Origin of the sequence: Adlercreutzia murintestinalis, from assembly GCF_943192905.1 — a bacterium.
GTDB classification, from domain to species: domain Bacteria; phylum Actinomycetota; class Coriobacteriia; order Coriobacteriales; family Eggerthellaceae; genus Adlercreutzia_A; species Adlercreutzia_A murintestinalis.
Genome location: NZ_CALPCC010000014.1, coordinates 18,186 through 37,590, shown reverse-complemented (window position 1 = coordinate 37,590; position 19,405 = coordinate 18,186). Strand labels below are relative to the sequence as shown.

Genomic DNA, 19,405 nt, shown 5'->3' with positions numbered 1-19,405 from the left:
CGCGTATGTGATGATCGCGTGCGCCGAATGCGTTTCATGCTCTCTGCGCCTATGGTGACGGAGGCGGGCCAGGCACAGCCCAAGGCCGCCTCCGCAGTTTCTTCAGCCCTTAGGCTGTGTGATGCGCGGGCCTGCCGCTGTGATGGTGCGTCGTGTGCGACGTTTTGTCGGTCTTCTTCACCGAGCCGTCCCAATGATGGCGCAGCCCGTAGATGACGAACGGGATAGCCACCGAGACGACCCAGCACACCAGCAGCGTTATCACGTAGACCACGTTTGCTTGCGTTGACAGCTCGCTTGACGGGAAGAACGAGATGATCAGCGCGAACAGCGTGACCACAAGGCCAATGCCTGCCATGATGCACTTGCCGACCGTACTATTGCCGAACACGTGGAACACGCGCGGCAACTCCTTCTTCTTGAGGGCCAAGTTAAAGTAGCCTAGGAAGAAGAGCACATAACCCACCAGATAGATGACCACGGTCAGACCAACGGCGGTCAGGTACGCCACTGACGAGCTGGAGCCGCCGGACAGCGCCATGGAGCCGCAGAGCACGGCATCCCAGATGGTCACGATGATGCCCTGGATGACGACGGTCTTCACGCTGACGCCGTGCTTGTTGGTCTTGGCGAAGGTCTTCGGCAGAATGCCCTCGTCAGCGGTTGCCAGCAGCGCGCGTGACGGGCCGACGATCCAGGAGGAAATCTCGGCAAGCACGCCAGCGGCCAGCAGGAAGGCTACGACGTAGACGAGCCATCCGGCATGGAAGTGCGCATCGAAGATGGCCGCGAACGCTGCGATGACGCCGTGGCTCATGTTGCCCTCGAGCTCGCTCAGCGGGATGGTCATGGCAACGGCCATGCCGCCCAAGGTATCGAGCACGATGGTCAGCACGCACAGCACGATCATGACGAGCGGGTAGATCTTGCCAGGGTTCTTCAACTCGTTGACGTGCGATGCCGATGCCTCAACGCCTGCGAACGCCAGGATGAACGAGGCGAAGATGACCAGGGTGCCGGTCTTGGTGAAGTCGGGCACATAGCTTGCCGTGGCCAGGTTGATCTGCGAGATGCCGCCTGTTGCCAGGTACGCGATCAGGCCTACCAAGAGCACGGCTGCCGGGATCAGAACGCCTCCGAAGAAGCCGATCTTGGCGATGCGCGCGGTCAGTTTCGTGCCGCCCAACTGCGTGAGCGTCAGCGCCCACACGATAATGGCAACGCCGATGAACATGACGAGCGGGTTATTATACAGGGCGTCCCACCCCACGATGTAGGATATAGCCGCCAATACGAAGAATGCCATGGTGACGAACCCTACCGTGATCTGGAACCACTGATAGAACAGTGCGGCGAAACCCCAACGCTTGCCAAGCGTCTTGCCAACCCACGCATAGATGCCGCCCGTTTCCCAGCCTTTGACGGTTGCCATCTCTGCTGCACACAGGGCAACCGGCAAGAACCAGAACACACCGCCTAAGATCAGGAAGAAGATCAGATGCATGCCCGATGATGCGAAGTTCGGGTACGCATAGACCGTCATGACCATAGATGCGGTGATGGCGAAGAAGCCGAAGAAACCTAGGGTTCTCGCCGTTGAAGCTGCCGACGACTTGGCAGGAGCGCCGGAAGCTGCATCAGCAGAAGAGATGTCGGTGGGCATCGCTTGTGCGGATGCATTCTGAGCAGTACTCATGATCGCTCCTCTCATTGACAGGTGCCTGAATGCGTGCCCGTCGCACAGCCTCCCGACACGGTTGTTGATGCTTTGAAGATACGCTTTTCGGAGAGGTGGGGGCAGGAGGGGGCCTTCATGTTTTCTTCACAGGGGGCAATCGTAATGATTGCGACATAAATACCTGTGTATGGGCTGTTTTTCGCTGATGAAAAGGGTCATGATTGCCGCCGGAGCAGTGCTGAGGATGACGCATGAGCGCAAAAACGGCCCCAGCTTGATGCCAAGGCCGTTTCAGACGTATGGGCGAACGGGCTTCCTTATGACGGCCCGTCTTCACGAGCCACGCTGCTGCTTCATGGGCGTGCTGTTACTTCATGAGCGCGCTGACCGCCTGCGCGAACGCCAGCGGGTCATCGATGGGCAGGCCCTCCACCAGCATGGCCTGGTCGTACAGAATGCCCGTGTACGAGCTCACCTTGTCGGTATCGCCCGCCTCGTGAGCAGCCTTGAGCACCTCGAAGACCGGATGCTTCGCGTTCACCTCCATGACCACCTGGGCGGTCGGCGCTTCCTCGTTGCCGGGCTGGTGCTTGAGCACCTCGGCCATCTGGAGGCTGACGGCGCCCTCGGTGGTGAGCACCACCGGCGCATCAGTGGTGCGCGTAGACACCACCACCTTCGCCACCTTGTCTCCCAGCGCTTCGCGCATGGCGTCGAACAGGGCAGAATTGCTGGCGGTTGCCTCTTCGGCCTCCTTCTTCTCTTCCTCGGAGGTCAGGCCCAGATCCTCGCTGCCCACGTTCTTGAGCGGCCACATGGTGGGTGCGGACTGCTCGGCATCGTCGGCGGAGGCGTCCTCGGCCAGCGCCACCTTCGGCGCCACTTCGTAGGCACCCAGGGCCATCATGCAGAACTCGTCCACGTTCTCGTCGCACAGCAGCACGTCGTGGCCCTTCGCCAGCACCGTGGTCACGATGGGCATCTGCGCCATGCGCTCACGCGACTCGCCATAGGCGAAGAAGATAGCGTCTTGGCCCTCGGGCGCGGCTTCCACGTATTCGGCCAGGGTGACCATGCGCTGTTCCTTCGCCGACCAGAACAGCAAGAGGTCAGCCAGCACGTCACGGGCCTGCCCGTAGCTGCTGTACAGGCCATATTTCAGCGTGCGGCCGAACTCCTTGAAGAAGCCCTCGTAGGCTTCGCGGTCGTCGTCGCGCATCTTCGCCAGCTCTTGCTTGATCTTCTTCTCCAGGCGACGCCCGATGGCGCGCAGCTGCCCGTTATGCTGCAGCGTTTCGCGACTGATGTTCAGCGTCAGATCGGCGCTGTCAACGACGCCGCGCATGAAGCCGAAGTATTCCGGGACCAACTCTTCGCATTTGTCCATGATCAGCACGCCGCTGCTGTAGAGCGCCAGGCCGCGCTTGAAGTCGCGCGACCACATGTCCCACGGGGCATGTCTGGGCACGAACATGAGCGCGTCGTAGGTGAGCGTGCCTTCGGCGTGCAGGCTCATGGTGCGCAGCGGGTCCTCGAAATCGTGGAAGTCAGCTTTGTAGAACTCGTTGTACTCTTCGTCGGAGACCTCGGAGCGCTTGCGCTTCCAGATGGGGATCATGGAGTTGATGGTGTCCAGTTCCGCGTAGCTTTCGTATTCCGGCCGTGCGTCTTCAGGGGCGTCGTCGGGCAGCGGCAGTGGACGGCGCTTGGTAACTTCCATTTGGATGGGATAGCGCACGTAGTTGCTGTAGCGGCGGATCAGTTCGGTCAGACCGTGTTCGGTGGCGAAGGTACCGTAGCGCTCGTCGGCGGTGTCATCCTTGAGGTACACGATGACGTCAGTGCCGTGGTCGGCGCGCTCGGCGGCGGTGACCGTGTAGCCGTCCACGCCATTGCTCTCCCAGGCCCAGGCCTCGTCGCTGCCGAAGGCGCGGCTGACCACGCGGACCTTCTTGCCCACCATGAACGCACTGTAGAAGCCTACGCCAAACTGGCCGATGATGTCCACGTCCGTCATGTCGTCGAGGCCCTTGCCCGCCGCCGGTTCGCCGTCGGTGGCGGCCTGCTGCGCCTTGAACTCGAAGGAGTCACTGTGCGCGATGGTGCCCAGGTTCTTGTCCAAGTCGTCCTTGGTCATGCCAATGCCGTTGTCGCTGACGGTGACCGTGCGGGCGTCCTCGTCGTAGCTGACGGTGATGGCCAGATCAGAGCGATTGATCGTGCACGATTCGTCGGTCAAGCTGCGGAAGTACAGCTTGTCCACCGCATCTGACGCGTTGGAGATGATCTCGCGCAGAAAGATCTCGCGGTTGGTGTAGATGCTGTTGATCATGAGATCGAGCAGCTTTTTGCTTTCTGTTTTGAATTTCTTCATGGAGGTGCCTTCTTTTCTATGAGATTTTCTTAGTGCGCATTATACATATTTTTTTAGCACTCTACTAGTAAGAGTGCTAAATGCCGCAAAATATTCTAGCGGTTCAATCAGTTGCGGCGCAGACCCTGGGTGAGGCGTCTCAAAACGGTAACCCCCGCTTCACACGATCCGGCCCGCGCCCGCTCGTACAATCCACCCCGCCCTTGCCCACGCGATCCGCTTCACGCTTGCTCATGCGATTCGGTTCACACGATCCGACTCGCGCTTGCCCACCCGCTCCGGTTCACACTCTCAACAAGAACAAATGTTTCACGTGAAACATTTTCCTCGGCGGGTGTATCGAAACGAAAACGAGAAGTGAGTGGCGGAGTGGAAATGGGGGAATAAGGGATAAATAAGGGATAAGGGATAAGGGATAAGGGGTAAAAAGGTAAGGGGGAAGGGGATAAGGGAACGGATGCGCTACAGACAGCAGATGACGGGCGCGTTCATGCATAGCGTGGGGCAGATCATGGCCGAGCAGCAGCACCAGGCTGGGTCGAATCCGAGCGTAGTGAATCCGCGGCCCTCCCCTTGCTGGGTATAGGTTTGCGCGCGGCGCGTGAACGCATTCTCCACGCGCTGATAGTCCATGTTCTGTGGATCGAGCTGGCGCGCGCGACGAATGTTATCGTGGGCAGCCACGGTATTGCCCGCTCCGTCATTGGCAAGCGCGAACAAGTAGTACCAGCGAGCGTTGCGGCCGGTAGAGGGAATCTGCTGGAGGATCTGCACCGCGTGTGCAGGCTGACCAGCATTGATCGCAGCGATGGCCTGGCGCACCTCAGAGCTATCACCTGCTGCCTCTTCGGGATGCACAGGTGCTTGAGTCGCGCCGAAACCACCGCCGAACAAGTCCTCGAAATCAATGTTGATCGTGGTCCATCCGTAGGGACCAGCGTCGGAGCTCTGGCCGCCCGCACCGCCGGAGCCGCCTTCGCGATACCCCGCGCCACCTGCGCCAGCAGAACCTCCGGCCCCACCTGACCATCCTGCGCCACCTCCGTAGCCGCCATAGCCGCCCGCGCCACCGAAGGGGTCGCCTGCGCCTGAGCCGCCATATCCCGCACTTCGTTTGCGTGCATCGCTTGCGCGGTACTTCTCCGGGTTCGTGATTCGATCGTACGCCTCGTTGATCTTGTTCATGCGCTCTTCGGCGGCAGTATCGCCCGGATTCAGATCGGGATGATTCTCGCGCGCCTTCTTGCGATACGCCTTCTTCACCTCGTCCAGCGAAGCGTCGCGCGATACCCCTAATATGTCGTACGGATTCTCCACGTTCCCCGCAATCAATCCCTCGTGCTCAGCCGCTTCCTCAGGCGTCTTCTTCGTGCGCGTTCTCTCGCTTGCGCTCGGCTGCTTTCGTGCCGAACTACTTTCATGCCCGGTCGCTCTCGCGCTCGGTCGCTCTCATGTCCGGTCGTCCTCGGCTGAGCCGCTTTCGCTCGTGCCTTCCGTCTCTCGTGCGCCGATCGTTATCCGCAAGCACCTCGTTTGCAACGTCTCGCCTGTAAGTTCGATATCATCGCACACCAGACGCGCTCTGTGGACAACTCTTTGAGAACATAGCAGATGTTTCACGTGAAACATCTGCGAGGTCGGCACTGGTCATCCGATCGGTACCTCGCGCTCAGGTTTCATGCGAATGACCCTCGCGGGAGCGCTCTTCGGATAGATGTCCCTCGCAGAGGCGCTCTTCCTGTGGGTGCCCCTCGCAGGCGCGCTCTTCGTAAACATGGTTGAACTTCTGCCAGATGCCCGCATAGAGCACGGCGCGCATCAACTGAGCATCCTGCACCAAGGGCAAGCGCTCGAACGCATCCGCCGCATCAGCGGCCACCACGGTGAGCGCCTGACGCATCCGAGGCACATCCATATCAAGCGCAACGAACGGGTTATAAGAGCCTGCGCGCCGGTCAGCCGACAGATCCACCGCCGCATCCATCAGGTAGATCAAACGTCCTAACGCATTGCCGAACGCACCGCATGGTTGCGCCCACTGTGCACCCCACGCTTCCTGGGCGCTCTGCGCGCTCGAAGCTTGCGGTGCATTCTGGACTTCATGCGCATTCCAAGCATCTTTTGCACTCTGGGTCTCTTGCGCACCCCGAACGCCCTGCGAAGCACCAACCTCACGCGCATCCCCAGCTTCTTGCGTGTCAGAAGCTCCTTGCAGCAGCGTGCCCTGTGCAGACGCAACCATCGTGCTGCGGCGTGCGCCTGCCGCGAACAACTCACCCATCACACGACCAAAAACATGCGCGCACGCATCCGGCGGCGTTTCAGGGTTCGCCTCCAACTGCCGTATCTGCGCCATACAAGCCTCAAGCGCTGCGCACTCTTCCGGAATGCGCGCCTGCGCCTTCTCGTAAGACGCGCGCAGAGCAAGCTCGGCCGCATGCGCGCGCACGGTCGCATCGTCGGCAACATCATCGAGCACCTTGTGATACGCCAGGGCCACGCTCAGATCGGCCGCATATGCCGTGTTCACGCTCTGAATGAACGGCATTTTCCGCCGGGGATGCGCGATGCACCGATCAGCACCCTCGCTCTGCGGAGGCTCACTGAGCGAATCCAGAAAAATGACCAAGAACGTTAGATCGTAGCTCAGCACAACTCGGCTCAACTGCCCGTAGCGCTGCTTGAGTTCTCGGCATAATCCACAGTAAAACGCCTGGTAGCGCTGCTTCTCCGCCTCAGAGAGCGGCTCAAGCCGAGCAACCGCTACGCCGAACACAGCGCTTCACCGCCAAGCGAAACGAAGAAGGCCAGCAACGCTTGCGCCATCAGCACCGCAAGCAAAGCATGCTCACAAGATGTTTCACGTGAAACGATGCGCACCGTGCGCTGCGCCGCCGCGCACAACTCCACTCCGCACAGGGCAATTCCGCACTTCACCGCGGTCGAGAAATCAATGAAGGGGGTCAGAGGCTCCCTGCGCAGCGCGGCGCACACGACAGCGCGCTCAGCGCCTGGCGCGCCTCCACCAGAAGCGCGCAGTGGCACCCGAAGCAACCAGAAGGCTCCGCGCTCAGTCAACGTATTCAAGAAGCTGATCGACCGTGATGAACCGATAGCCCTCAGCCACCAGCTGCGGCAGCGCGGTGCGCAGCGCCTCCACGGTCTGGCTGCGATCGCCACCACCATCGTGCATCAAGATGACATTGCCCGGCTTCGCGTTCATGATCTGCGCTAGCACCGACGGCGCGCCCGGCTTCTGCCAATCTTGCGTATCTATGTTCCACCCGATCTCGGAGTCAACGTACGGCTCCAACACGCTGGCGGTCTCTTCGCTGAAATTGCCGCCTGGCACGCGAATCACGCGCTCGGTCTCCTGCCCCGTGACCTCCGCGATCTTCTCCTGCCCGCGCGTGATCTCGGAAATGCGGTCCTCGTCCTTCATGCGGCCCAAGTCAACACCATGCCCGTCGCCCGCCGCATGGTCCCACGAATGGGTGCATATCTGATGGCCCGTCTCGGCCGCCTGGCGAACGGTATCCTCGTGGCCTTCGATGCGCTCACCCACCGTAAAGAAGGTAGCCAGCGCGTTATTGGCCGCCAGGATATCCAGGATCTCCTGCGTGTAGGTATCCCATGGGCCGTCATCGAACGTGAGCGCGATGACCTTATCGTCGCCAGTATCCACATTGAAGCGCTCGATCACTTCCTGCACCGGCTCCTTGGTCACCTCCACTTCCACCGTTTTGCCCGATACGCTGCCCGTGCGAACGATATGCTCGCCCTCTTGGCCCGTATGCGTGTAACGGTGAATGGCGCCCGTGCCCTCGATGCGCGCTGTAGCAGGAATGGGCTGCGTCTCTTCGACGAACGACTCCATGGTGTTATCGCCGTCGGTCACCTCGATGACATCACCGGGGTGCACCATGCGCTCTTCGGTGCCCACGTACTCGCCATTCACGCTGATGTGCATGCTCTCGCCGCCGCCCTCTTGCAGCACCGAACCATCAACGGCCAGCAGATTGCCCGGACGCGTGCGCAGATCCTGCTGCGCCACCAGATCCTGCACGCTGGTCTTCACATTCGATTCCACCGTGACCCCGTTGACCGCAGCCGTGCACGGCCAGGGGAACAGAACCATCATGAGCAATGCTGCCGCTATGAGAAGGGGAATGCCCACCATTGCCACCACCGGGCCGCGGCGCTTCGCCGACACCGATGGCCGCCCGTGCGCGCCATGACCGCCGCCGAAGTTGCTTGCATGCGTGGGAATGAAGGCTCCTTGAGCCGGAGGCGCAACGTTCTTTACGACGTTATGCGACAAGCCATTCTCCCGATAACCGCATTTTTTCAGCAGGTCAGATGGTAACAAATACCCCGTGCTCCGTGAGCGAAAAATGGCGGCTTTTCGCGAATGCTCCACGATGTTCGCCCACTGGAGCCCCACCACAAGAGAAGCACCCGACGCTGGAAGGGTGCGCGCCAGGTGCTTCTCTTTGCATTTCAGACCGTGTTCACTATATGACTATATCTATTATATGTCAATAGCCTATTTTATGACATGACCCGCAGCATCAGCAGCATCCGCCCGAACAGCGCGGTATGCCTGCTGGTATTGCTCGAGCTCAGCGCGATTAGTCGCACGCTCCTTCGCCAGTTCGCTTTGCAGCCGACCGCTCAGCTCGGGCTTGCGCGCCGCCAAGCGCGCGAAGCGGTTCTGCCCCATGAGGAACTCGCGCAGAGCGGCCTCGCTCTCGGGCGCAGAGCTGTCGATGGTCAGCGGATCCTTACCCGCCCCCGCCGCATCAGGGTTGAAGCGCCACAGCGTCCAATACCCGGTGCGCACCGCATCCTTGCAGGCGCCGGTAGCCGTACCCATACCAGCCTTCAAGCCCCAGCTGATGCACGGACACAGCGCCACCACGATGCTCGGGCCGTCGTATGCTTCGGCCTCGCGCAGCGCATTGATGGTCTGCTGCGGGTCGGCACCGAAGCACACCTGCGCCACATACACGTAGTCGTACTGCATCATCATGCGCGCCAAGCGCTTCTTCGGCGTGTCCTTGCCGTTCAAGCTGAACGTGCTGACCGAACCCAGCTGCGTTGCTTTGCTCATCTCGCCACCGGTATTCGAGTAGCCTTCGGTGTCCAGCACCAGCACGTTGATGTTCTCGCCCGAAGCCAACACCTCGTCCAAGCCGCCGTAATCGATGTCGAACGCCCAGCCGTCGCCACCCACGGCCCACACCGACTTCTTCTGGAACATATCGGCGTTCGCCAGAATGCGCTCGAGCAGCGGATCGCCTGCCGCATGCGGCCGCAGCGCATCAACGACCGCCTGCCCCGCCGGAAGCGAAGCGTCCCCGTCGTCGCGCACATCCAACCACGCCCGCATAAGGCTCGCCACCTCACTGGGCACCCGAGCGCTTCCGCTTCCAGTACCACTCGGGGGCGCATCGGAACAAAGCGAGGGCTGCGAAGCTTCTGAGCGTAGTTCTGATGCGCCCCCCTCAGCTAGACACGTTGAGGCGCCCGAAGGCGCATCGGAACGAAGCGAAGGCTGCGTAGCTTCTGAGCGTAGTTCTGATGCGCCTTCTGCGCCTTCCGCGCCCTCCCCGAGCGCAGCGCGCACATCAGCCACCAACGCATCGCGACGCACCTTCACCGCCTTCATGATGCCGTACCCGTATTCCCCGTTGTCCTCGAACAACGAGTTGCCCCACGCCGGACCATGCCCGTGTCGGTTCGTGCAGTACGGCAGCGCTGGCGCGTAGCCGCCCCAAATGGACGAGCAGCCGGTAGCATTCGCCATGATGAGCCGGTCGCCGAACAACTGCGTCAGCAGCTTCACATGCGGGGTCTCGCCGCAGCCGCCACAACACCCGCTGAACTCGAGAAGAGGCTGTTGCAACTGCGTCCCCGGCACGGTGGTTGGCGCCACGCGGTCGTCTTTGATGCTGATGTTGTCCTGCGCGAAACGCAGATTCTCCTTTTGCACGTCAAGCTGCGTATCGAGCGACTTCATATGCAGCGCCTTGCCGGGTGCCGGGCAGTTGAACGCGCAGCTGCCGCACCCCACGCAGTCCTCCGGGTATACCTGAATGCGGAACTGCATGCCTGCCAGCGCCTTGAGCTTGGCGGGCACGGTCTGGTAGGTCGCGGGCGCACCACGCAGCTCGTCAGGCTCGGCCACGTAGGGTCGAATGGCCGCATGCGGGCACACGAGCGAACACTGATAGCATTGGATGCACTTCGTGAAATCCCACTCGGGCACCTGATAGGCCACGCAGCGCTTCTCGTGCGCCGTACCACCCAGCGGCACGAACCCGTCAGGGCTCAGCGCGCTCGTGGGTAATTCGTTACCACGCAAGCGCTCCATGGGCCACATGACGTCGCGCACGTACGCCGTTTGCGGATCATAGGGCGTAGCGGGCAGGTCGGGGGTGGTGTCTTCGTGCGCATCCTGAGCATCCGCCCAGCTCTTCGGCACCTCGATGCGCTCGAGCGAATCGAGCGCCGCATCAACCGCACGCAGGTTCATCTGAATGACCGACTCGCCTTTGCTGGCGTACATGGTGCGGATATCATCTTTCAGGAACGCCACCGCGCGCTCGAAATCGACCCCGCCGAACAGCTTCAAGAACGCCGTCTCCATGATCATGTTGATGCGGCTGCCCAGCCCAACGCGCGCAGCCAGATCGGCTGCGTTGATGTTGTAGAACTGCGCATGCTTGCGCGCCAGCCCGCGCTTGAACGACGCGGGGAAGATGCGCTCCATATCGCGCAAGGTCCACCCGCTGTTCAGCACGAACACGCCGCCGTCACGCAGCGGGTCGGTCATAGGATAGCCGCGCGTCACATAGATGTCTTTGTGGCACGCCACGTAATCGGCGTTGTTGATGAGGTACGGCGCATGGATGGGCGCATCGCCTGCGCGCAAATAGCTGATGGTCAAACCGCCCGATTTCTTGGAATCGAACCAGCTGTATTCCTGCACCCATTTGCCCGCGTGGTCGCCCAAGATGCGCGCCGCTTGCTTGTTGGCGCCCACCGTGCCATCGCTGCCGAAACCATAGAAGACGCTTTGGCTGATGCCCGCAGGAAGCGATGGCGGCTCCGCCCCGACCGGAATGGAGAGCCCGGTCACATCGTCAGTGATGCCCACCGCGAAGCGCATCTTCGGCTCCGCTGCCGCCATGTTGTCGAAGACAGCCACGGCCATGGCTGGCGTGAAGTCCTTCGACGAGAGCCCATAGCGGCCACCCAGCACCCGCACGCCCGCACGCCCGCTGTTCAGCACCGCCAACGCCACATCCTGCATGAGAGGCTCGCCTTGACTGCCTGGCTCCTTCGTGCGATCGAGCGCGCAGATGGCCTTCGCCGTTTTCGGAATGGCAACCATGAGCGCCTCGGCAGAGAACGGCCGGTACAGGCGCACTTTCACCACGCCAACCTTGCGGCCCTGCGCCATCAGCCAACGCACCGCCTCATCCAAAACGTCGCAACTTGAACCCATGGTAACGACCACGTATTCAGCATCGGGCGCGCCCACGTAATCGAACAGGTGGTATTGCCGCCCGGTCAGCTTCGCTACCGCATCCATGTTCGCCTGCACGATGCCCGGCAGCGCGTCGTAGAAGCGGTTGGGCGCTTCGCGGTTCTGGAAATAGATATCGGAGTTCTGCGCAGTGCCGCGCACCGTGGGGTGCAGTGGGTCCATGGCGCGATTGCGGAAACGCTGCACGGCGTCCCAGTCAACCAAGCGGCCCATATCCTCCTGGCTGATCACGTTAATGGTGGCTATCTCGTCAGAAGTGCGGAAACCATCGAAGAAGTGCACGAACGGCAGGCTGCCTTGGATGGCCGAAAGGTGCGCCACGAGGCTCAAGTCCATGCATTCTTGCACGCTGGCCGACCCCAACATGGCAACGCCGGTGGCGCGCGTAGCCATGAGATCTTGGTGATCGCCGAAGATGGAGAGCGCATGTGCCGCCAGCGACCGGCACGTAACATGGAACACGCCCGGCAGCAGCTCGCCGGATATCTTGTACATGTTCGGGATCATCAGCATGAGCCCTTGGCTGGCCGTGAACGTGGAGGCGAGCGCCCCGCCAGAGAGGCAGCCGTGCAACGCGCCAGCCGCGCCCTTTTCCGATTGCATCTCCTTCACCTGCACCGGTGCGCCCATCAGGTTCTTGCGCCCGGCCACCGACCACGCCTCGATCTGCTCGGACATGTGGGAAGCGGGCGTAATGGGAAAGATGGTGGCCGCATCGGAAAGCGCGTAGGCCGCGTAGGCCGCTGCCTGCATGCCAGAGAGCGTGGCGCGGTCGCCGGTCTTTTGCTGCGGGCCGTGAGCGCTCGAAGTGACTCCGGAAACGTCGTTGGGCATGAGTATCTCCTTCGCCGTAGTTCTCGGTTTCGATGGTAGGCGAAGCGGATCGCCCGCGCGCGTGCTCGGCACACCTGTAGCGGAACCGTTCCAAACGCCATTCCGAAGAACGCGGCAGACACCGTTACGAACCATGAAAAAGTTCCGGGCGCCAATAGCGACGCCCGGAACGAATGATGCAGCAGCACCAGAGGCTGAGAGTGCTGTTGCGCGAAGGGGTCTCTCTCAGAAGATGTGCGTGATGACCGGCACCAACCACACCCACAAGATGCAGGTGGCGGCGAACGCCACGGTGGCAACCGCCGTAGTGGACGCACCCTCCTTCACGTAGATGTTGAAACGGCTCGCTATGATGATGCCGCTGAACGCAGGCGGCAGCGCCACCGACATGACCAACATGGACAGCTTGTCGCCATCGCCTGCCATACCGCAGAGCAACCCCACGATCAGGAACACCGCAGGCGTCAGGATCAAGCGATAGAACGTGTTCCAAATGGTCTCGAGCCCCAGGCTGAACTTCACGGTGGAAAGCGCAATGCCTGCAGCCAGCACCGCCACGCCGCTGTTCGCCTTCGCGATCAACTCGAAGGTGGGATCGATCCAATCGGGCACGCGAATGCCGATCAGCACGAAGGCCACCGCCAGAAGCGGCGCCCAGCAGACCGGCTGCTTCAGCGCATTCAGAATGGCTGCCACGTTCGGGTTCATCTTCTTCTTGGCGGTCTTCGCGTCGTCTGCTTGCGCCTTGGCCTTGTCGGGGTTCACCGCGGAAGCGATGTCGATCTCCTTGGCCTCGCCCGTGGCCTCCATATGGGCCTTCGCCTCATGCTCGGGCACCGGCGCCGCCTTCACGTCGGGATGCGTCACGTCGGCCCCTGATGCCAGCGCAGCCGCGGCCTTCGCCTTCGCCTTGGTCTGACCCAGGTTGATCAGGTAGTAACCGATGGGGATGGTGACCGCGTTCACCACGATGGAGATGATGGCGATGACCAGGTTAGTATCGATGGTGTCTCCGTAAATGGGGTCGAGCACGGCGAAACCGAGGAACCCGATGGTGGGCGAACCTGCGATGAGCGCGCACACCGCCGCTTCCTGAATGCTATGCTTGAACAGCAGACGGCACAGCAGGAAACTTAGCATGAACATGATCACGATGCCCACGAACCCGAGCACCGTGAGCAGGATGTCGGCCGCCAGCATCTCCCGCGTCGCTTTCACAATGGAAATGAACAGCGCCGCCGGCAATGCTATGTTCAGCACGACCTTATTCAGACCCTGCCGTTGGTCATCATCGAAGAACTTGAACTTACCGCACAGAAAGCCCAGCGCCATGATCACCAAAATCGGAAGAATATCTTCAACGATGATCTTCTCCATGATGCCTCCTCTCCTTTTCTCTGGATACGTTGATGAAAGCTCCCCGGCCAGGCGCGGCCGGGGAGTTCTGCCTCTTGCTTACATATGGGCGCCCTCGTCGTAGGGATATTTGGTGCACTCGGAGGTGGCCAGCGGCCCCACGACCGGCTTCGGGTTCAAGCTGCCGATGTTGCCTGACTCCTTGCCAGCGTACTCGGCCAGCTGCACATGCACGAAGCTGGGTTTGCCAGACGCTACGGCCTCGCCGACCATCTGCTCCACCTCAGCTGGCGTGGTAGCATAGTAGCCCTTGCCACCGAATGCCTCGATCATCTTCTCGTAGTGCACGTCATAGGACAGCGTGAGCGGGCTCGGGTCGCCATTGTCGCCCAGGTTCTCGAAGTCGCCGCGGTAGATGCCGCCGTTGTTGAGCACCACGAACGTGATGGGCAGCCCGAAGCGGCAGGCCGTCTCCACTTCCATGCCGTCGAAGCCGAATCCGGAGTCGCCGCCGATATAGAGAACCTTCTGCCCCGTGGTGACCGCCGCGCCGATGGCGTAACCCATGGCGCAGCCCATGACGCCCCACGTGCCGCAATCAAGACGATGGCGCGGCTGATACATGTCGATGACGTCGCGGCAATCGTCCAGACTGTTCGCGCCTTCGTTGCACAGGTACATGTCGGGGTACTTGTCGTAGACCTTCTTGATAGCCCCCAGCGCGTTCCAGTGGCCCATGGGCACCTTGTCAGAGGTCAGGCGCGCTGCAAACTTCGCGTTGTTCTTCACGGCGTCGGCATGCAGCTCGTCGAGCCATGCCTGCGGCGCCTTCACCGGCGTGGTGGCCAGCCCGTCGATCATCATGCGCAGGCCCGCTTTCAGATCGCCTACCACCGGGCACGCGATGGAGCGCGCGTTCTCGATCTCGGCAGGGTCGATCTCCATCTGGATGAACCTCACATCCGGGTTCCATTCGCGACCCTGACCGAAGTTCAGCATCCAGTTCAGGCGAGCGCCCACCACCAGCACCACATCTGCGGTGCGCAGGGCCAACCCACGGCAGCTTGCCGTGCAGTGCGGGTCGGTGTCGGGAATGAGGCCCTTGGCCATACTCATGGGTTGGTACGGAATGTCCGTCTTGTCCACGAACTCCTTGACTTCGGCCTCGGCCTGCGCGATGGCAGCGCCCTTGCCCAGCAGGATCAGCGGGTTCTTCGCACTGGCCAAAAGCTTCAACGCCGCGTCGATGCTCTCAGGAGCGGGCACCGGAGCGGGCGCCTTCGTGGCCGTCCACAGCTGAGCGTCGGCGGTCGCCTTGTCAAGCGTTTGCGCCACCGCGTCGTCGGGGAAGTCGATGTAGACGCCGCCCGGGCGCCCCGACGTGCTGATCTGCATGGCGCGTGCCACCGCCAGCGGGATATCCTCGATGCGGTCGATGCGGAAGGACTCCTTCGCGAAGGCCTTCGCGTAGTTCATCTGGTCGAGCCCTTCGTACTCGCCTTCCTTCATGTCCACCACATGGCGAGTGGAGCTGCCGCCGATCATGATGACCGGCCAGCCGTTGTTGGTAGCCTCAAGCAGCGCGGGCAGCCCGTTCAGGAACCCGGGCGCCGATACGGTCAGCGCGATGCCGGGGCGACCCGTGATGAACCCCTCGGCTGCGGCCGCGTTCACCGCATCTTCCTCATGGCGCATGCCGATGAAACGCACGCCCATGCCTTGCGCGATGCGGGCGAAATCGGTCACCGGGATGCCGACCACGCCGTACATGTTCTTGACCCCGCTCTTGATGAGCGTCTCGGCCAGATAATGCGGGGAATCCGTCAATGCAGCAGGTGCAGTGGTTTCAGTCATAATGAGCCTCCTTCATTCAGAATCACTGCTCAAATACTAGGTTTTGGATGAGAAGGCAGCGGCGGGCGGGTGACGCCCGTTACTCCCGCGTCAGCGCGCGTACCGTTTCGTTGCCGCGCGGCAATGGATGCGTGAAGATCGCCCGAGCGGGTTGGCAGACCGATGCGTGGCAGGGTATCAGCCGAACCGCCGCGTCAGCGCCGTCTGCACGCACGGCGGCACGAACTGCTCCACATCGCCGCCCAGCGATGCCAGCTCGCGCACGATGGACGACGAGAGATACATGAACTCCGGCGGGCTCATGATGAAGGTGGTTTCCAGGTCGTAGTCGAGCTGGTGGTTGAGCGCGTTCATCTGGAACTCGTACTCGAAGTCGGTGATAGCGCGCAAACCCTTCACGATGACCTTCGCGTTGCGCTCCCGCGCGAAATCGACCAGCAGGTTGCCGAAAGGTTCCACCGTGACGTTCGGCAGATGCTCGGTGGCTTCGCGCACCAGCTGCGTGCGTTCGGGCAGGCTGAACATAGGATGCTTGCCCGCCGATGCCGCCACCGCCACGATGACCTCGTCCATCAACGAGGATGCGCGCGTGATGATATCCAGATGCCCGCGCGTGATCGGATCGAACGTGCCGGGGGTTATCGCGCGTCGCGTCATCGTGTTCCCTTTCCGAATTGTCGGTGCGGCCCTCCTGCCAGCGCCGCTCTTACCGCTATCATATAGGAAAACAAGGAGGTAGCGTATGTGTTTGGCAATCCCTGCGAAGATAACCGAGGTGCGGCCCGATGGGCTGGCCGAGGTGGACATCCTTGGCGTGACGCGCCAGATCTCAGTGGACCTGACGCCGCAGGCGAGCGCAGGTGACTACGTGCTAGTGCACGCGGGCTTCGCCATCGAAGTGGTGGACGAGCAGTTCGCCCAGGAAACCATCGAGTTGATCCGCGAATTCCCCGAGCTGGCCGCCGACGATCTGGGCCCGACAGGCGCGCCTGCGAATGCGGCGGGCACAGGGCTGGGCGGCGCCGGAGGCGGACTGGCTGCTGAGTTCGCCGCCACCTTCGGCGACGTTCCCACGAAGGCTTAGCATGGATGCCCTGCAAGCCGAACTGGCGGCGTTCAAAGATCCCGAACTGGCGCGCGGCCTCGTGGAGGCCATCGCCGAGCTGGCACCTGACGGCGGCGCTACGCTCATGGAGGTCTGCGGCACCCATACGGTGTCCATCGCGCGCAACGGCATTCGCAGTCTGCTGCCCGACGGCGTGCAGCTCTCGAGCGGACCCGGTTGCCCGGTATGCGTGACCTCGAACCACGATATCGACAAGGTGATCGCGCTGGCCCGGGTGCCTGGCGTCATCATCGCCACCTTCGGCGATATGACGCGCGTGCCCGGATCGACCAGCAGCCTCTTGGCCGAGCAAGCGGCCGGGCGCGATGTGCTCATCGTGTACTCGCCGCTGGATGCGCTGGCGCTGGCGCAGCAAAACCCCGATCGGCAGGTGGTGTTCGTAGGGGTGGGCTTCGAGACCACCACCCCGTTGACCGCCATGGCAGTAAAGCGCGCGCAGGCGCTGGGCTTGCGCAATTTCACCGTGTACGGGGCGCACAAGAACATGCCCGAAGCGCTTGCGGCCATCGTGGCCGATCCGGCGCTGCACATTGATGCGCTGATCCTGCCGGGGCACGTCAGCACCATCATCGGCGCCGAACCGTACCGGTTCTTGGCGCGCGAATACGGCATTCCCGGTGTCATCACCGGCTTCGAGCCGAACGATATCCTGCAAGGCATCGCCATGATCGTGCGGCAGCTGCGCGAAGGGCGCGCCGAGGTGGAGATCGCCTACGCGCGCGGCGTCATGCCCGAGGGCAACCCCGTGGCGCTGGCGGCCATCGACGAGGTGTTCGAGACGTGCACCGTTACGTGGCGCGGGCTGGGCCCCATCGAAGGCAGCGGCTATCGGCTGCGGGACGCCTTCGCCACCTTCGATGCCATGCGGCGCTTCGACCCCGAGGTGGAGCCCACCGTCGAGCATGCGGGTTGTCGCTGTGGGGATGTGCTGCGCGCCCATATGCGGCCCGACGAATGCCCACTGTTCCGCACGGTGTGCACGCCGGAGAACCCGGTCGGCCCGTGCATGGTGTCAAGCGAAGGCAGCTGCGCAGCGTATTTCCGCTACTACTGAGACTGAGGCGCGAACCCACAAGCAGGTCGAAGCGCAGGCTCAAGGCGCACGTTCAAGGCGCGAGCTCCGACACGACTACAGGCGCGAGCTCAGGCGCACACGGACGCAGACGAGCCCTGCACGAAGAAAGGCCAGCGCGATGCTGGCCTTTCTGATCGGTTATGAGCTTTCCGGTTAACTAGAACGCGTGCAGCAGCGCTGCACCCGTCATCAGCTGAACGCGAAGAAGTAGTCCAGCTCGTCTTCCCAGCTGTCCTCGTCAACGACCCACTCGCCGTTCACGCGCTTCATCTCCAGCGTGGCGAAGCCGTCGTTGTCGGGCTTGGTGTTGTCGATGGCGGTCATCAGCAGCTCGCCCATCTTCTTGTACGCCTGGTCCTCCGAGGTGATGGCATCGTAGTCGCTGCTATCCACGAACTCGTCGATCAGCGTCTCGAATTCCGTTGCGATGTCATAGACGCGCAGATAGGTGACATCGAAGTCGGCCTCAGCCTCGTCGCTACCGCTCGTGCTGGTGTAGAACGGCTCGTAATCGAAGTCTTCCACCAGCTTTTCCGCCATAGCCATGGGGTCAACGTCCAGCTTCTCGAGCGTGATGGAGCCGGACAGGTACACGGCGGAATCGTCGAAGCTGGTCTGGATCATATCGGCGATCTGCTGCATGGTCTCCGGATCGCGGTTCTTGATCTTGTCCAGCTGCGCTGCTGCCGCATCCGTGATGTCCTCCTGCTCGCTGCTGGACGGCGCGCTGTAGGACGAGGCCGAAGAGGACGCGCTATAGCTGCTCGAAGCGGCATCGTAGGTGGTGGCGATCATCAGACCGCCGATCACCAGCATGATGTTGATGATCATCATGACGATGGATGCCACGATGCCGATGATGCCGCAGATGCGGCCTGCCTTGCCGGTGCCCTGCGTGCCGCCAGCGCGGAAGTACTTGCCCGCCAGCACGATAGCGACGATGCCCAGCACGATGCCCACGATGGGCACGAAGCAGAACACGATGGCCAAGATGCCGCAGACCAGAGCGCCGGTAGCGCTGGGCTGAGGTGCGCCCGGTACCGGAGCCACCGGAGCCCCCGTAGGCGGCACGGCCGCCGTGGGCGCTGAAACGGGCGTTGTCGGCGGAACGGCGCCGGTCGCGCCAGGTGCCGCCGTGGTCGTGGCAGCAGCAGGGCCAGAGACCGGGGTTGCTGTTGCCGTAGTGGCCGTGGGCTGTGTCTGGTATGCCTGCTGGTACGCATCAGCTGGCTGAGCCTCGGGCGCGATCTGCACCACTTCTTGGGCTGTGGTTATAGGCTGCGTGGCAACCGTTGGCTGGGCGTCCACCGTGGACTGCGGCGCGATCAGCGGCGATGACGTCTCCTGCGATCCGGGCACCGCGACCGGTTGCGCCTCGGTCGGCTGAGCGCCTGGCTGCTGCGCACCCGGATCTTGGTTGTTGGCTTCCTCTGTCATGTCTTCCCCTCTCTGTCCGGCCTTCCGACCTTCACTATCTGGAGAACCCGCGCTGCGAGTTCTTGCCGTTGCACGGTCGTCCTTCATTCTGATGGATTCAGACACTTTGCGAAAGG

General features: G+C 62.1%; 12 protein-coding genes and 1 pseudogene. 2 read left to right on the top strand and 11 right to left on the bottom strand.

The window, feature by feature from the left end; genetic code table 11:
• Positions 1-109: 109 nt before the first annotated feature.
• The 10 genes from NFR19_RS05965 to coaD form a co-directional block, all read right to left on the bottom strand.
• Positions 110-1,696, bottom strand: a complete 1,587-nt coding sequence (locus tag NFR19_RS05965; RefSeq protein ID WP_251212879.1) for an amino acid permease — start codon at positions 1,694-1,696, stop codon at positions 110-112.
• 349 nt (positions 1,697-2,045) lie between these two features.
• On the bottom strand, positions 2,046-4,052 hold the full coding sequence (gene htpG / locus NFR19_RS05960; RefSeq protein WP_251212878.1) for a molecular chaperone HtpG: 2,007 nt from the start codon (positions 4,050-4,052) through the stop codon (positions 2,046-2,048).
• Positions 4,053-4,514: 462 nt separating this feature from the next.
• A complete protein-coding gene (locus NFR19_RS05955) occupies positions 4,515-5,369 on the bottom strand; it encodes a J domain-containing protein (RefSeq protein ID WP_251212877.1) in 855 nt (284 codons plus the stop codon).
• 352 nt (positions 5,370-5,721) lie between these two features.
• Entirely contained in the window at positions 5,722-6,828 is a 1,107-nt protein-coding gene (locus tag NFR19_RS05950) for a DUF5685 family protein (RefSeq protein ID WP_251212876.1), read from the bottom strand.
• Positions 6,816-7,139 carry a hypothetical protein gene (locus NFR19_RS05945; protein WP_251212875.1) on the bottom strand — a complete coding sequence of 108 codons (324 nt, stop codon included), beginning with the start codon at positions 7,137-7,139 and terminating at the stop codon, positions 6,816-6,818. Before NFR19_RS05945 ends, NFR19_RS05950 begins: the two co-directional genes overlap by 13 nt.
• On the bottom strand, positions 7,123-8,373 hold the full coding sequence (locus NFR19_RS05940) for a polysaccharide deacetylase family protein (protein ID WP_251212874.1): 1,251 nt from the start codon (positions 8,371-8,373) through the stop codon (positions 7,123-7,125). The genes NFR19_RS05945 and NFR19_RS05940 overlap by 17 nt, the downstream gene beginning before the upstream one ends.
• 225 nt (positions 8,374-8,598) lie before the next feature.
• Positions 8,599-12,441: a pyruvate:ferredoxin (flavodoxin) oxidoreductase gene (nifJ, locus tag NFR19_RS05935; RefSeq protein ID WP_251212873.1), complete on the bottom strand. Its 3,843-nt coding sequence runs from the start codon at positions 12,439-12,441 to the stop codon at positions 8,599-8,601.
• Positions 12,442-12,666: 225 nt separating this feature from the next.
• Positions 12,667-13,818 carry an AEC family transporter gene (locus NFR19_RS05930; RefSeq protein WP_251212872.1) on the bottom strand — a complete coding sequence of 384 codons (1,152 nt, stop codon included), beginning with the start codon at positions 13,816-13,818 and terminating at the stop codon, positions 12,667-12,669.
• Between the two features lie 78 nt (positions 13,819-13,896).
• On the bottom strand, positions 13,897-15,651 hold the full coding sequence (gene oxc / locus NFR19_RS05925; protein WP_251212871.1) for an oxalyl-CoA decarboxylase: 1,755 nt from the start codon (positions 15,649-15,651) through the stop codon (positions 13,897-13,899).
• Positions 15,652-15,828: 177 nt separating this feature from the next.
• On the bottom strand, positions 15,829-16,308 hold the full coding sequence (coaD, locus tag NFR19_RS05920; RefSeq protein ID WP_251212870.1) for a pantetheine-phosphate adenylyltransferase: 480 nt from the start codon (positions 16,306-16,308) through the stop codon (positions 15,829-15,831).
• A gap of 85 nt (positions 16,309-16,393) precedes the next feature.
• On the opposite strand from coaD, the pseudogene NFR19_RS05915 reads away from it, so the two are divergent.
• A pseudogene (locus NFR19_RS05915) lies at positions 16,394-16,624 on the top strand (HypC/HybG/HupF family hydrogenase formation chaperone); the annotation flags it as partial.
• Between the two features lie 112 nt (positions 16,625-16,736).
• Positions 16,737-17,831 (top strand): hydrogenase formation protein HypD, encoded by a 1,095-nt coding sequence (hypD, locus tag NFR19_RS05910; RefSeq protein WP_251212869.1) that lies wholly within the window; start codon positions 16,737-16,739, stop codon positions 17,829-17,831.
• 210 nt (positions 17,832-18,041) lie between these two features.
• On the opposite strand, the gene NFR19_RS05905 is transcribed toward hypD, so the two are convergent.
• Positions 18,042-19,289 (bottom strand): hypothetical protein, encoded by a 1,248-nt coding sequence (locus NFR19_RS05905; protein ID WP_251212868.1) that lies wholly within the window; start codon positions 19,287-19,289, stop codon positions 18,042-18,044.
• Positions 19,290-19,405 lie beyond the last annotated feature (116 nt).

What these genes read in the sequence shown, in the direction of transcription:
- htpG (WP_251212878.1), bottom strand. Translation starts at nt 4,052, where the DNA reads ATGAAGAAATTCAAAACAGAAAGCAAAAAGCTGCTCGATCTCATGATC.
- NFR19_RS05965 (WP_251212879.1), bottom strand. Translation starts at nt 1,696, where the DNA reads ATGAGTACTGCTCAGAATGCATCCGCACAAGCGATGCCCACCGACATC.
- nifJ (WP_251212873.1), bottom strand. Translation starts at nt 12,441, where the DNA reads ATGCCCAACGACGTTTCCGGAGTCACTTCGAGCGCTCACGGCCCGCAG.
- NFR19_RS05930 (WP_251212872.1), bottom strand. Translation starts at nt 13,818, where the DNA reads ATGGAGAAGATCATCGTTGAAGATATTCTTCCGATTTTGGTGATCATG.
- oxc (WP_251212871.1), bottom strand. Translation starts at nt 15,651, where the DNA reads ATGACTGAAACCACTGCACCTGCTGCATTGACGGATTCCCCGCATTAT.
- hypD (WP_251212869.1), top strand. Translation starts at nt 16,737, where the DNA reads ATGGATGCCCTGCAAGCCGAACTGGCGGCGTTCAAAGATCCCGAACTG.
- NFR19_RS05905 (WP_251212868.1), bottom strand. Translation starts at nt 19,289, where the DNA reads ATGACAGAGGAAGCCAACAACCAAGATCCGGGTGCGCAGCAGCCAGGC.
- coaD (WP_251212870.1), bottom strand. Translation starts at nt 16,308, where the DNA reads ATGACGCGACGCGCGATAACCCCCGGCACGTTCGATCCGATCACGCGC.